Origin of the sequence: Meridianimaribacter flavus, from assembly GCF_004366715.1 — a bacterium.
GTDB lineage: Bacteria > Bacteroidota > Bacteroidia > Flavobacteriales > Flavobacteriaceae > Gaetbulibacter_B > Gaetbulibacter_B jejuensis.
In genome coordinates, this window is the sequence record NZ_SOQZ01000002.1 from 199,477 (window position 1) to 214,277 (window position 14,801).

At 30.7% G+C, this 14,801-nt stretch carries 12 protein-coding genes; 8 read left to right on the forward strand and 4 right to left on the reverse strand.

The window, feature by feature from the left end; genetic code table 11:
* The first annotated feature begins 3 nt into the window (after nucleotides 1-3).
* From A8975_RS05700 to A8975_RS05710, 3 genes are read left to right on the forward strand one after another with little or no spacing between them, the layout of a single operon-like run.
* Entirely contained in the window at nucleotides 4-780 is a 777-nt protein-coding gene (locus A8975_RS05700; protein WP_166667449.1) for a TauD/TfdA family dioxygenase, read from the forward strand.
* Nucleotides 780-1,526, forward strand: coding sequence for an aldo/keto reductase (locus A8975_RS05705; protein WP_129760121.1), 747 nt, complete (start codon nucleotides 780-782; stop codon nucleotides 1,524-1,526). Before A8975_RS05700 ends, A8975_RS05705 begins: the two co-directional genes overlap by 1 nt.
* 13 nt (nucleotides 1,527-1,539) lie before the next feature.
* Nucleotides 1,540-2,553, forward strand: coding sequence for a peptidoglycan bridge formation glycyltransferase FemA/FemB family protein (locus A8975_RS05710; RefSeq protein ID WP_129760122.1), 1,014 nt, complete (start codon nucleotides 1,540-1,542; stop codon nucleotides 2,551-2,553).
* Here A8975_RS05710 and A8975_RS05715 read toward each other — a convergent pair.
* Nucleotides 2,545-3,783 carry a GNAT family N-acetyltransferase gene (locus A8975_RS05715; RefSeq protein ID WP_129760123.1) on the reverse strand — a complete coding sequence of 413 codons (1,239 nt, stop codon included), beginning with the start codon at nucleotides 3,781-3,783 and terminating at the stop codon, nucleotides 2,545-2,547. The two genes, A8975_RS05710 and A8975_RS05715, sit on opposite strands and share 9 nt — an antisense overlap.
* Nucleotides 3,784-4,455: 672 nt before the next feature.
* Between A8975_RS05715 and A8975_RS05720 the strand changes: the two genes are divergently transcribed.
* The 4 genes from A8975_RS05720 to A8975_RS05735 all read left to right on the forward strand — a co-directional run bounded on the left by A8975_RS05720 (nucleotide 4,456) and on the right by A8975_RS05735 (nucleotide 10,619).
* Complete coding sequence (locus A8975_RS05720; protein ID WP_134199011.1) at nucleotides 4,456-5,574, forward strand: DegT/DnrJ/EryC1/StrS family aminotransferase; 1,119 nt, start codon at nucleotides 4,456-4,458, stop codon at nucleotides 5,572-5,574.
* Nucleotides 5,575-5,723: 149 nt separating this feature from the next.
* Nucleotides 5,724-7,472: a nucleoside-diphosphate sugar epimerase/dehydratase gene (locus tag A8975_RS05725; protein ID WP_317128039.1), complete on the forward strand. Its 1,749-nt coding sequence runs from the start codon at nucleotides 5,724-5,726 to the stop codon at nucleotides 7,470-7,472.
* A 16-nt stretch (nucleotides 7,473-7,488) separates the two neighbouring features.
* On the forward strand, nucleotides 7,489-8,265 hold the full coding sequence (locus A8975_RS05730; protein ID WP_129760126.1) for a polysaccharide biosynthesis/export family protein: 777 nt from the start codon (nucleotides 7,489-7,491) through the stop codon (nucleotides 8,263-8,265).
* A 5-nt stretch (nucleotides 8,266-8,270) separates the two neighbouring features.
* Nucleotides 8,271-10,619, forward strand: a complete 2,349-nt coding sequence (locus A8975_RS05735) for a GumC family protein (protein ID WP_129760127.1) — start codon at nucleotides 8,271-8,273, stop codon at nucleotides 10,617-10,619.
* A gap of 33 nt (nucleotides 10,620-10,652) precedes the next feature.
* Here the strand turns inward: A8975_RS05735 and A8975_RS05740 are convergent, their stop codons facing one another.
* The gene (locus A8975_RS05740; RefSeq protein ID WP_370450269.1) at nucleotides 10,653-11,861 is read right to left on the reverse strand and encodes a proline dehydrogenase family protein; all 1,209 of its coding nucleotides are present in this window, start codon (nucleotides 11,859-11,861) and stop codon (nucleotides 10,653-10,655) included.
* Between the two features lie 61 nt (nucleotides 11,862-11,922).
* Between A8975_RS05740 and aroB the strand changes: the two genes are divergently transcribed.
* Complete coding sequence (gene aroB, locus A8975_RS05745) at nucleotides 11,923-12,990, forward strand: 3-dehydroquinate synthase (RefSeq protein WP_129760128.1); 1,068 nt, start codon at nucleotides 11,923-11,925, stop codon at nucleotides 12,988-12,990.
* Nucleotides 12,991-13,043: 53 nt separating this feature from the next.
* Here the strand turns inward: aroB and A8975_RS05750 are convergent, their stop codons facing one another.
* Nucleotides 13,044-13,523 (reverse strand): Lrp/AsnC family transcriptional regulator, encoded by a 480-nt coding sequence (locus tag A8975_RS05750; protein WP_129760129.1) that lies wholly within the window; start codon nucleotides 13,521-13,523, stop codon nucleotides 13,044-13,046.
* 73 nt (nucleotides 13,524-13,596) lie between these two features.
* Nucleotides 13,597-14,739 (reverse strand): M14 family zinc carboxypeptidase, encoded by a 1,143-nt coding sequence (locus tag A8975_RS05755; protein ID WP_134199015.1) that lies wholly within the window; start codon nucleotides 14,737-14,739, stop codon nucleotides 13,597-13,599.
* Nucleotides 14,740-14,801 lie beyond the last annotated feature (62 nt).

Below are 14,801 nucleotides of genomic sequence, written 5' to 3' on the forward strand. Positions count from 1 at the left end.
GATATGAATTTCTACAACAATCTAAACTTACGCACTAACGACCCAGTTGAAAGTGCTGAAATGATAAAAGAAGCTCTAAAAAATACAAAAGTACTTAAAGTTACTCCTGAGTGGTATTTAGGTGATTTGCGTCTTTTCTACGATAAGCTTGTAGATTATTTAGGTCCTGTAGTAAATGGTGGTGAAGATTTTACAAAAGGAGGCGTTTTAACTGGTGAACGTTGGTTAGAAATTAGATATGATGACGACATTCCTGATCTTGCTGCATACAGGCACAGTAAAAATGCGCAGCCTTTACATACTGATGAGTCTTACCTAACAAATCCTGCTGATATAATGCTATTTTACTGCGTAAATAAAGCACCTGCTGGTGGAGCCACAACTTTTATTGATGGACAAGTTCTTGTAGATTATATGAAAAAAAATGCGCCAATTATGTTGGATGACTTAACATCAAAATCTATATGCTACAGAAAAGCAGATGAATCACGAACCGAGAAAATTATAGACATTCAAGACAATGGTAATATTACCTTAAACTTTAATTACTATTGTATTGACCCAAATGAAACCGAAGAAAATAAAAAGCTTAATAAAGAGTTTTTTACATTTTTACAAGAATACATAGCACACTCACATTTAGTAGAAAGGGTATATCTTAATCCTGGAGAATCTGTTTTATGGTGGGACCAATATGTATTACATGGTCGTACATCTTATGATGCAAAAAAAACCAACGATCGCTATATCTGGAAAACCGGCTTTAAGTGGGTAGGATAATGAATACTTTAAATCTAGGGAAAATCACTTTAGGAACAATGCGTTTCTTTGATAAAAACCTAAGTATCAAGGAAACAGTGAAACTTATTGAAGAGAGTTTTAATTTAGGCATTAATACTCACCATTCTTCATTTGAATATAATTCTTATTATTTATACGCAAACGCCTTAAATAAAAGCAGTTGCAAACCTCATATTAAACACATTGTTAAATTATCTTCTCCTCATTTTGGAGAGTCAAAATTTTCAGCTGAAAAGCTAGAAAAACTTATTGATAATGAGTTGAAACATTTAAAAGTCGACTGTATTGATGTTTTGCAATGGCTAGTAAGATCAGAACCTATTAATGACAACGACAGACTATCAGTTCTACTCCATCAAAAAGAAACCATAGAGGCAAGTTTATCAAGCTTAAAAGAAAAAGGCAAAATCAAACACGTGTTTGCTTTCCCCTACTCTGTAAACTTTGCACATGAGGTCATAAAACTAAAATCTGTTGATGGAATTATTTCTTATCTCAATAAATCTGAAACTGATTATTCCCACTTTGCAAATTCAGTATCTTTTATAGCCATAAGACCATTTTTTGCAGGAAAACTTTTTAATGATTCTTCTAACTCCTCTGAAAGCATAATTAGTGATTGTTTAGATTATGTGTATAAACACAAAAGCGTAAAAACCTCTATAATAAGCATAAACACTATACAACAACTAAGTCAGTATAAAAACTATTTAAAAAAGTCTTAATCGATTTTAGAAAATGATAAAAGAAATAACTTCAAAGCAAGAATGGGATAATGTTCTCAGTAAAGTTGATACTTACGACTTTTATCACACTTATGACTATCATACAATATCCAAACAAGAAGATGAAAAATGTGTACTCTTACAATTTGAAAAAGACAATTACCTAATAGCCATACCTTTAATTATAAGACCAATTAAAGGGACTGATTATTTCGATATCACTTCTGTTTACGGTTATTCTGGTCCTGTTTCTAAAAACATATCTTACAATTTTAACAACACACAATTTATAACTGAATTTAAAGAATACCTCTTTAATAAAAAGATTGTTTCTGTATTCAGTAGATTAAACCCATTTATCAGTCATCAAAAAGACATTTTAAAAAATTTAGGTGACTGTGAAGACTTAAGTTCTGTTGTGTTTATCGATCTCACTAATGATATTGAAGTACAGCGTCAAGGATATCAGCGTAGAATCAAATCACACATCAATAAATCTAGGCGATTGTGCACTATTAAAAAAGCTCAAACACAAGAAGAAATTGAAGCATTTATTGACATTTATTATGAAAACATGAATCGTGTAGATGCCGAAGACTCTTATTATTTTGATAAAGATTATTTCTTCAATTTTCTAAAATGTAATGATTTTGAAACTGACTTGTTATTAGCTATTGATAATGAAACCAATCAATACATATCAGGTGTAATGTTTGTTAAAACAAACCAAATTGTGCAATATCACTTATCAGGAACTAAAACAGATTTCCTCAATATTATGCCTGTAAAAATGCTGATTGACGAAATGAGAATATTAGCTACAAATGAAGACTGCAAATACCTTAACCTTGGTGGTGGTCTTGGCAGTAAAGAAGACTCGTTATTACGCTTTAAGAAATCCTTTTCTAAAGAACTAGAAACATTTAGTCTATGGAAATATATTGTTGATGTTGATGTTTACAAAAAATTATTATCTAAAAACGAAGCAACAAACTCCAATTACTTTCCTGCTTACCGATCAAGTTAAAATTGTTATTTTTTTAACGTTATCTGTACCTTTTATTATGTATTCATTCTCAGAAATATTTTTGTATATCAATACTTTTGAGATGTGTTGTGGATTAGCGAACAAAAAAGCACAAACAAATTTCTTTAAGAAAAAATAGTCATCATCATTAATATCTACTAAAACATAAGAGTCATTTGGTTCAAAAAAATTTAAATCAACAGCAGTGAATTTGGTGTTAGATTTGACACTATTTCCTTCAAACAGAAAAAGTACTTTCCTGTAAAACATGCTAAAATTTTTATTACGCAAAAACAATTTTAATTTGAAAAAATATTCAATAGCTTTTGTTAAAAGACGTGACTTAATAGAGTTTTTATCATAAAGTATATGATAGTTAAACTCATATTTCATATTGCTCCATTTTTGCTTATAATCAAAACTCCCTTTTGAAAAGTCAGAAATAACATAATTATTCTCAAAGCACCACTCCAATAGTTTAATTATAGATGTTTTACCAATACTAAATTTATAATAATCAGGATCAAAAACAGTAATCGTTTCAAACAATATGTTTTCTGACAAAAAATTCAATGTTATACCAATAGGAGTATCTCTATCAGATATAATCAACATTAATGCTTTTTTCTCTTGTATCATTTCATAAACCAAATCCTTATAAAAGCCCCATTCCCTAGTGTTCAATATATGTAGGTTAATTCCTTTTTCATTATATCGAAGTGAAAGCAGTTTATAAAACTCATTAAAAATCTTTTCATATTCACTCTCATCAATTGACTTGTAAACAAATCTATAGTCAATGTCGAAACTTTCTTCTAATTTTCTAATGTTTGATCTAAATTCCCTCCTATTTTTTGAATTAAATTGTGCTTTAATATATTCTTCATAGGTAGTGTAATTTGAAATATCCATTAGGTACCCAAAGTATTGAAACACTTTTTTAAGCCTTAATGTTGATTTCTCGTAATTCTTAAGTTCAGGAATACTAAAGTATTTAGGCACATCGTAAATTAAAATTGTTTTGCCTTTATAATCATTGGCACTTTCATCTATTTCATAACCAACCCCTTTTGTTAAGTTTTTACCCACATTAATATACAATGGCAATAAACTATGTTTAACAAACTTAACTCCATCCAAAAAAGCAAATGAAACATCCGGCTTTTTTTTATTAAAATGCTTAGACCAAATTCTTGAGTAAGTAGATGATGTAAATGGATTACTTTTCATTAAACAACTTAGAAAGGATTAGATAATCATTCTAGAAAACTATGGTTTTACAATCTACCACAGTATAAAATTTATAAAAACTCATTAAATGATTGGTTCAAATATAGTATATTCGTTTGTATTATAATGGATTTAATTATGTATGAGCTTTTGAAGAATATATCAAAAAAAATAAAACCTGTTTTCAATTTATAATCCATAATCTGGATGTTATAGTTTTTGGCCACGATGTAGATTTGCTTAAGAGGCTTGCTAAATAAAAAATCATTAGGAATCTATCAAAGAAGCCTTTAAAATTTCTAGAATTACCACCAAAGATAGAAGACGTATCTTAATATGATTCTTTTCTGTAAATATATTTACCTGATAATAATTTTAGTCTCATAAAAGAAAGTGTTTTACTAATACTAAGCTTAAAAAAACTACAATTTTGGGAGGAAATCTATTACAGAATTGACTAATGAAATAGTAAAAACAATAAATAGTTTATAGATCTTAAAAATATCAACGTAAAAAACTGTTTTTTATCGTGTTTATTTGTATTCAGGATATTTATTAGTTGATATTTATATTTAGTTAACTTTAAAAAATTTCATCCAAATACTGTTACTGTTCCAAATCCCTAGGTTTAAACAAAATTGATAGCATTCAAACACACTTAACGTTTTGATTATGGAATCGAGAATTTGGCTGTCCTCCCCTCACATGAGTGGTAAAGAGCAGCATTACATAAATCATGCTTTTGAAACCAATTGGGTTGCTCCATTAGGACCTAATGTTGATGGTTTTGAAAGAGATATCCAAGGTTATCTCGGCAACAACAATTCAGTTGCCGCGTTAAGCTCAGGAACTGCTGCAATACACTTAGCTCTTGTTTTACTAGGAGTTTCTTCTGGTGATGAAGTTATATGCCAAAGTTTTACTTTTGCTGCATCTGCAAACCCAATAATTTATCAAGGCGCTCAACCAATTTTTATTGACAGTGAGAAAGACACTTGGAACATGTGTCCTGAATTACTTGAAATTGCTATAAAAGACAGAATTAAGAAAGGTAAAAAACCAAAAGCCATTATTGCTGTACACCTATACGGAATGCCTTATAAAGCTGACCAAATAAACAGTATTGCTAATACTTACAATATACCAGTAATCGAAGACAGCGCAGAAGCTTTAGGCAGTGTTTACAAAAACAAAAAATGTGGAACTTTAGCTAATATCTCTATTCTATCCTTTAACGGAAATAAGATAATTACCACTTCTGGAGGTGGAGCTCTTGTAACAAAAGATAATAACATAAAAGACAAAGCTGTTTTTTTAGCTACCCAAGCTCGTGATAAAGACCCTTCTTATCTACATTCAAATATTGGATATAATTACAGAATGTCTAATGTTTTAGCAGGTATTGGTCGTGGTCAAATGACTGTTTTAGATCAATATGTTAATAAAAGAAGGCAAAACTTTGAGTTTTACTACAACCAATTAAATAAAATTGACGCTATTGAGTTTTTAAATGAAGCTGAAGATTGTTTTTCAAATAGATGGTTAAGTTGCATATTAACACCTGATTTTAAAACAAGAGAAAACATCAGGCATAAGCTAGAAAAAGAAAACATTGAAACGCGTCCATTATGGAAACCAATGCACCAGCAACCTGTATTTAAAGATACTCCTAAATATCTTAACGGGATTTCAGATGAATTATTTGAACGTGGTTTATGTTTACCAAGCGGTTCAAATTTAACTGACAATGAACTAAATAGAGTTATTTCAACAATAAAAGCCTATTTTTGAATATGTTAATGGAACTTTTACATAAAATTTCAAACAGATATGCATCAAAATGGTTGGTGCTCATCTTTGATTTATGTATTGTAGTTTTCACTTTTTTTATTGCTTACTTAATTAGATTTAATTTCAGCCTCGTTTTTAACCTCACATTAATGCTTAAACAACTGCCTTTTGTTGTATTAGCTGCTTTAATTAGTTTTTTGGCTGTTGGGTCCCACAAAGGAGTAGTTAGATTTACAGGATATAAAGATGTTATCAATATAATAATTGGTGTTAACATATTAGCTACTATATTAATTATATCTACTTTTTTCAGTAGAAAATTTAATTTTGATAGTACTTTCAACATTTCTGGAACAATTATATATATACACCTACTACTTAATATATTATTGCTAGTAGGCTCTAAATTAGTAATTAAGTCCATTTACAACAACTTACAGCAAGACTACAAAACTTTTACCAATGTACTTATTTATGGAGCTGGAAACTCAGGACTTATAACATATGATGCTATTTCTAACGACCCTAAAAGAGGATATGAAGTTGTTGGGTTTATTGATGACAATCCTAGTAAAATAGGAAAGAAAATAAACTTACTAATTGTTTATGGTCTAGATAAAATAACCAAAAATTTCATAGAAAAAAACAACATTGAAGAAGTTATCATCTCTATTCAAAGTGTTGACTCTACTCGCTTATTACAAATTACAGCTCAATTATTCGAATTAGGTCTTAAAGTTAAAATTGTTCCTCCTGTTCAACAATGGATTGATGGAGACTTGAGTGTTGGACAAATTAAAGACGTTAAAATTGAAGATTTATTAGGTAGAGAGCCTATAAACATCATTAACCCTAGCCTTAATAACGAATATGAAAATCAAGTTATCTTAATAACAGGAGCTGCTGGCTCTATTGGAAGTGAAATTGCAAGAAAAATAAACAACTACAGTTACAAAAAACTCATTTTAATAGATTCTGCTGAGTCTGCACTATACGACCTACAACAAGAATTTGTCCAAAATGGTTTCAAAAACTTCACAGCTATAGTTGCAGATGTTAGAGATTATGGCAGAATGGAGCATTTGTTTAACACCTATAAACCGAAACTGGTTTTTCATGCTGCTGCTTACAAACATGTACCATTCATGGAAAACAATCCTTATGAGGCTGTAAGTGTTAATGTAAGAGGTACCAAAAACGTGGCTGGTCTTTCAGTAAAACATGGTGTAAATAAATTTATACTCATATCAACTGATAAAGCTGTTAATCCTACAAATGTAATGGGAGCTTCAAAACGTATTGCTGAACTTTACGTCAATTGTTTAAAAGGCAAAGGTCAAACCAAATTCATAACCACTAGATTTGGAAATGTTTTAGGTTCAAATGGCTCTGTCATACCTTTATTTAAAAAACAAATTGAAGCTGGTGGACCACTTACAGTAACCCATAGTGAAATCACTCGATATTTTATGACTATTCCTGAGGCATGTCAACTCGTGCTTGAGGCTTCTGCTATGGGAAATGGCGGCGAGATATTTGTCTTTGACATGGGAAGATCTGTTAAAATTTATGATTTGGCAAAAAATATGATCATCCTTTCAGGGTTAAGATTTCCTGAAGATATCGATATAAAAATAACAGGGCTGAGGCCAGGTGAAAAAATTTATGAAGAATTACTAGCTGATGGAGAAAACACCAAGCCAACCTATCATGAAAAAATAATGATTGCCAAAACCAAACAAATAGATATAAATAAAATTGAATCTAAAATACTTAATATTTGTAAGGTTAATTCGAAAATACAAACATTAGAAATTGTATCTTTAATAAAAGAAATTATTCCTGAATATATATCTAACAACTCAAAATACGAGGTTTTGGACTCGAAAAACAAATAACTTAAAAGCATTAAAAATGTATAAAAGAACACTATTAAAAACTCTCTTTGCTTTATCTATTTTAGTAACTTCTTGTGCCTCTAAAAAAGATATCGTTTATTTTCAAGACGAACCTTTAAGAGTAATGGATGAGTCAAATATTCACAACTACGAGTTAAAATATAAAACTGATGATTTACTTACTATAGACGTATCAGCCCTTAACCCTGAATCAGCAATGCCATTTAATTTACCAGCCGTATCATATAACTCATCTGTTATTAGCGCTCAAGGAAGTTTAAAAATGCAAACTTACCTTATTGATATAAATGGAGATATTGAATTTCCTGTCTTAGGGAAAATAAAATTAGGAGGCTTGACACGAACTCAGTCAACAAATTTTCTAAAAGAAAAACTTACTGAATATATAAAAGAACCTATTGTCAATATACGGTTAGCTAATTTTACAGTGTCTGTTTTAGGTGAAGTTGCTAGACCAGGAACTTTTACCATACAAGATGAAAGGGTTACATTACCTGAAGCTTTAGGGCTAGCAGGTGATTTAACGATTCAAGGGAACAGAAAAAATGTACTCTTAATTAGAGAAGTTGACGGACAAAAAAGATTCTCTAAAATTGATTTAACGTCAATTAATATCGTAAACTCTCCTATTTACTACCTTGAGCAAAACGATGTGTTGTACGTAGAGCCTAATAACGCTAAAGTTAGACAATCATCATACAATCAAAATAATGGGGTAATCATAGCAGCTGTTTCAACATTAGCAACCATTGCGGCAATTTTAATTAAATAACTAGCATGAACCAAAACAACCCTACAACATCTTACGAATTAAGAGATAAAATCGATTTGTTTTTATCAAAATGGAAACTTATTCTATTATCTCTTATTATATGTATAGGTCTAGCTTATATTTATTTAAGGTATGCAACATATGTATATCAAGCAACAACAACAATAAAAATAAATAGTGAAAAAAAATCAGAAAGACTTCCTGAACTAGCTGCACTAAAAGATTACGGTTTATTCTCCAAAAACTTTGCTAATGTTGCTGACGAAATTGAGATAATAAAATCTAGAACTCTTATTAGAAGAGTTGTAAAAGACTTAAAGTTAAACAAAAGGTATTTTCTTAGAGGCAAAATAAAAGAGCAAGAGGTTTACACAAATCCTCCAATCGTTGTAAGTTTTTTTGAATCTGATTCATTACTCAATTTAGTAGACACAACACTATACGTAAAAATAAAATCGCCAACAAAATTCACACTCTCTAACGAAGAAAGTAATGAACTGCTGGAAATTGAAAGTTCAAATGCTAGAGAATATGCATTTGGAGATAGAATTAAAACTGGTTTCGGTGATATTATCATTACTCCAAGTATAAATGAAAATAATATTATTTCAGAAAAGAGCATCAAAATTCAAATGTTACCGGTTGAAAAAGTTGTAGAGCAATATCAAAAAATGATAACTGTTGCTCCTGCAAAAGAAGCCTCAAACATACTTAACATAACGCTAACTGAGAATATTAGGGAAAAAGCTAAGTTAATACTTGACAAAGTTGTAGAAGAATACAACAATGAGGTTATTTCCGACAAACAATTGGTCGTACAAACCACTTCAGACTTTATCAACAGCAGACTTGAAATTGTTTCAAACGAACTTGAAAAAATTGATTTAACTGCTGAAACATTACAAAAAAACCACCGGCTAACTGCTCTTGCTACACAATCAGATATTTTCCTGCAAAGTGAAAGGGAAAATGAAACAAAGCTTGTTAGCACATCCAATCAAATACAGCTAGTTGACTACATGAAGGATTATTTAGCTGAAAACGATACAAATTCAGAGCTTTTACCTGCTGACATTGGCATTTCTGACAGTAATGTAAACCAAATAACAAAAAGTTATAATGAACTGGTCCTTCAACGGAATAGAATTTTAAAAACTTCAACCGAAAAAAACCCAACTGTTATTAACCTTAATAATGAAATTGCTGCTTTACGAAATAATTTAAACCAAAGTTTAAACAATATTCAAACAACAAATGAAATTACGCTTAATAGTTTAAAGAGAGAAGATGCAAGAATAAGCTCTCAAATATATTCTGCACCAACAAAGGCAAGACAATTTAGAGACGTAGCTCGCCAACAAAATATTAAAGAGTCTTTATTTTTATATCTACTCCAAAAAAGAGAAGAGACTGCTATTTCTTTTGGAATATCAACTCCCAATGCCAAAGTAATCGATACCGCTTATGCTTCTTATAAACCTGAATCACCAAAAAAAACCACTGTATACTTAGCTGCCCTTATTTTGGGACTTTTTTTACCTCTATCAATTATTTATTTATTGGATATTCTTGACACAAAAATACGTTCTAAAAACGACGTTTTAAAGCTAATATCAGCACCTTTTATTGGAGATATTCCAAGATCAAAAACAAAAGCTAGACTAGTAAAAAGTATTGATTATTCACCCAAAGCAGAAGCTTTTAGAATAATAAGAACAAACATCAATTTTATGCTTCAGGAAATTGAAACTGAGTGTAAGACTATTTTTGTAACATCAACCACTAGTCAAGAAGGGAAATCGCATACCTCAATTAATTTAGCTTCTTCTTTTTCTTTTTCAGAAAAAAGAACTCTGATTATTGAAACAGATATTAGAGTACCTAGGGTTAATGATTATTTAAACATTAAAAGCGACATTGGATTAACCAACTTCATCTCAGACAAATCATTAAATGTTGAAGATGTGATAGTAAAAGCAAAAGACAACCCTTTTCTTGATGTCATTCCTTCTGGAGCTATCCCTCCAAATCCTGCTGAATTATTAATGAGCGACAGACTAAAGCACTTATTTAATACCGTAAAGAAAAAATATGATTATATCATTGTAGACACAGCTGCAGTAGGTTTAGTCACTGATACTTTATTGATTAGCAAGTTTGCCGATATGTTTATTTATGTTGTTAGTGCTAATAACATAGACAAACGTCAATTACACATTGCTCAAACCATGTACACCGAAAAACGCTTACCTAATATGGCTGTTCTGCTAAATGGAACTTTGCACAAAAAAGGTTACGGATACGGTTATGGCAATAACCCAAACAGAAAGAAAAAATGGTATCAGTTTAAATAAACAAAAACTCCAATCAATTGATTGGAGTTTTTTTTATAGCTTTCTTCTTTTCTTTTCAGTTTTTAATAAACTAAGCTCTCTACTCGTTTGTCCTGCAACAGATGTATTCTCTTCTGCTCTTCTTATCAAATATGGCATTACATCTTTAACTGGTCCAAATGGAACGTATTTAGCAACATTATAGCCATTATCAGCCAGATTAAAACTAATATGATCACTCATTCCATAAAGTTGACCAAACCACACTCTGTTATCTTCTTTCTCTATTTTAAGCTGCTCCATCAAGTCCATAGCTAGATAACAACTGTATTCATTATGAGTACCTATAAAAACCGAAATATCCTTTAAATGCTCTAAAGCATAAGTAAGCGTATCATTAAAACAATTGTCAGTAGCTAGCTTATTTTCACAGATAGGAGATTCGTAACCTTTCTTTTCAGCACGCTCACGTTCTTTCTCCATATATGCACCTCTAACAATTTTCACACCTATTGTAAACCCTTTTTCTTTAGCTCTAGTGTGTAAATTCTTTAAATAATCTAATCTATCCCAACGATACGTTTGCAATGTATTATAAACAATAGGTTTTTCTTTATTGTAAATAGACATCATTTCTTCAATTAGATCATCAGCTGCATCTTGCATCCAACTCTCTTCAGCATCAACAAGCAATTCAACATCGCGTTCTTTTGCCAATTTACATACGGCATGAAATCGTTCCACTACTCTATTCCACTCATCTTGCTCCTCACTAGTAAACGCTTTTCCTTCACCTTTTTTTTGATATAAGTGAAATCTACCAAAACCAGTAGGCTTAAATACAGCAATAGGCATCGCATCCTTTTCATCTGAAAACCTTATGATCTTCAAGGTTTTCTCCATAGCATCATCAAAATGTGATTCAACTTCTTTTCCTTCTACCGAATAATCTAAAACCGAACACACTCCCTTTTCATACATCTTATCAATTACATTAAGACAATCATCTTCACTTACACCACCACAAAAGTGATCAAAAACAGTTGACCTAATTAAGCCTTCAACAGGTAAATGTGCTTTTAGCGCAAAGTTTGTAGCCGCAGTTCCTATTCTCACTAAAGGCTCGTGAGAAATCATTTTAAACAAAAAATAAGCACGCTCTAACTCTGAGTCACTTTTTAACTGAAAAGCAACCTCAGTGTTTTCAAATAAATTTTTATCTATCATTATCTGAACAAAATAATAGCAAATATATTTATTCATCTTCTATTTTTAATCAAAATCTACTTATTTTCATACCCTATTTAAAGTATAGATGCATTTTATGAATTCCATTACAACCAAAGACAGCACAATTCATTTTAATTCAAACTGTTACACTGCCATTAATGAGTATTTGGCTTCTAATAGGTTTTCTAAAATTTTTATAATTACCGATTCTAACACGAATACAAATTGCTTACCTGAGTTTTTATCGCGTCTAGAAACTGATGTTGCTATTGAAATTATTGAAATTGAACCTGGAGAAACCCATAAAACCATTGAGACTTGCGTTGGTGTTTGGAATGCGCTTTCTGAGCTTGGTGGAGACCGAAAAAGCTTAATACTTAACCTTGGTGGAGGTGTTGTAACCGATTTAGGCGGATTTGTTGCTTGTACCTTTAAACGCGGAATTAAATACATAAACATTCCTACTTCTCTTTTAGCTATGGTAGATGCCTCTGTGGGAGGAAAAACCGGTGTTGACTTAGGGAGCTTAAAAAATCAAATAGGTGTTATTGACTCTGGTGATATGGTGTTAATTGACACTAACTTCCTTTCCACTTTACCACAAAGTCATTTAAAATCAGGGTTAGCTGAAATGCTAAAGCATGGTTTAATCTACGATAGAAATTATTGGGATAAAATGACCGACTTATCAAAACTCAATCTTGACGATTTAGATGCACTTATCCACGAATCTGTTATTATAAAAAATACTATTGTTACTAAAGATCCTTTTGAAAATAGCGTTAGAAAAACACTTAATTATGGTCACACACTTGGTCATGCTATAGAGTCTTACTTTTTAAGTAATCCGAATAAAACCGATTTGCTTCATGGTGAAGCTATAGCTATTGGTATGATTTTAGAAACTTATATCTCTTCAAGACTATTCAATTTCCCTGAAGCAGATTTGGAAGAAGTAAAAAAAGTGATTTTAAATGTATTTGCTCAAGTAGATTTTGATGATAATGATTACCCTGAGATAATTGAGCTCTTAAAACACGATAAGAAAAACGAACACGGAAACATCAATTTTGTGCTACTAGAAGCCATAGGAACACCAAAAATTGATTGTTTAGTGGACAACGAACTTATAATTGAAGCCTTTGAATACTACAAAAAATAAACCCTTTACTCTAGAGCAAAGGGCTTCTTGTTATGTTTATTAGTTAGTGATGGTTACATATCATTAAAAATAGTGTGCATTAAACGTTTTTTATCGTTAATGCTTTCCTCAAGAGAAATCATAGTTTCTGTTCTATAAACACCATCAATATCGTCTAGTTTAAAAATGACATCCTTAGCATGGTCAGTGTTTCTTGCTCTAATTTTACAGAAAATATTGAATTTTCCTGTAGTAATATGAGCTACAGTAACAAAAGGTATTTCATTAATACGCTCTAAAACAAATTTAGTTTGAGAGGTGTTTTGTAAAAATATACCAACATAAGCTATAAAAGAATATCCCAGCTTTTTATAGTCAAGTGTCAAAGACGAACCTTGTATAATACCAGCTTCCTCCATTTTTTTCACTCTCACATGTACTGTACCTGCAGAAATAACTAATTTTTTTGCAATATCTGTAAAAGGAACTCTTGTATTATCGATCAACATATCTAGAATTTGGTGATCTATATCGTCTAATTTGAATTTTGCCATTTTTAATTTTCTTTAAATTTAAAGCAAAAATAGTAGATTTTTATTGAAGATAATACAAGGAAAAGTGATTTTTTTAAAGATATAATGAAGTTTTTTGATTGTTTATCAAAACGAAATCGTTTTCGCTTTCCACTTTTAGAGCACCATTTTTAGCATCTAAAACCTTGCTATTGTTGGCATTTATTTCCCTGTGAGCATAAAAGTTTTCTAATTTTGAAATTTTTTGAATTTTTGGCACAAAAATGATGGAATTTTCTTTCAATCGCTCTTCATATTGAATCGCAATGTCCAAAATTTCACCATTTACATCTGCATTTCTAATAATAATATCGAAAAACAGCTTCTCATTTGCTGGAATATCAAAATAAGACTCATAACCTTCTCCTTCGACATTATTATTTGCAATATAATTGAAAGATGTTAATAGCGAATTAAAAATAAGCGCTCTGGTTTCTTCTCTAGCATAATCATTTGGAAAATGTCCAGCTTCAAACAAAATAGTAGGCACACCTTTATGTTGAAACGTGTCTCCTACACAGTTAATATTAAATGCATCATCATAAATACCAACTTTGTTAGGTATAACTTTTTGCAACGTATTATTCATAACCGAAATCACTTCCATAGCTATTTTTCTGTTTTTAGAAAGACTACGAGCTTCATCTTGCGCTGGAGACAAAAAAGACACTATAGCTGAGTTATTGGATTTTCCTGCACTAAAAATTGTACGCTGACCATGTAAATTATAGCAATAGTCTGGTTTAAAGTCTTCAAAACACGTTTTAAGAACTAAACTTTCTGGTTGAGTAAGGTTTTGAGCATCTCTATTTAGGTCAACCTCATTTGCATTAACTCGTGTATATGCTCTAGCACCATCAGGATTAAGTATAGGAATGATTTTTAAAGTACAGTTATTTAAAATAGCCTTAGCGTAACTATTATTAGACGCAAGGAAGTTAAACACATCAAAAAGCGCTTTTGTAGTTGTGCTTTCATTACCGTGCATTTGCGACCATAACAATAAACGTTTATCACCTTTACCAACAGTAACAGAAAAAATATCTTCTCCATTAACCGATTCTCCAATGACATCAACACTAAAATTTGATGATAAATTATTAAGCAAAGAAACAATATGATCATTACAAATATATCGATGATGCAATGACTTTTCCTTACTAAAACTATAGGCGTTTTTAATCAATTCAATATCCATAGATTTTCTTTAATACTACAAAGGTATACAATTGTAAATTTACAATTGTAAACACAAAAAAT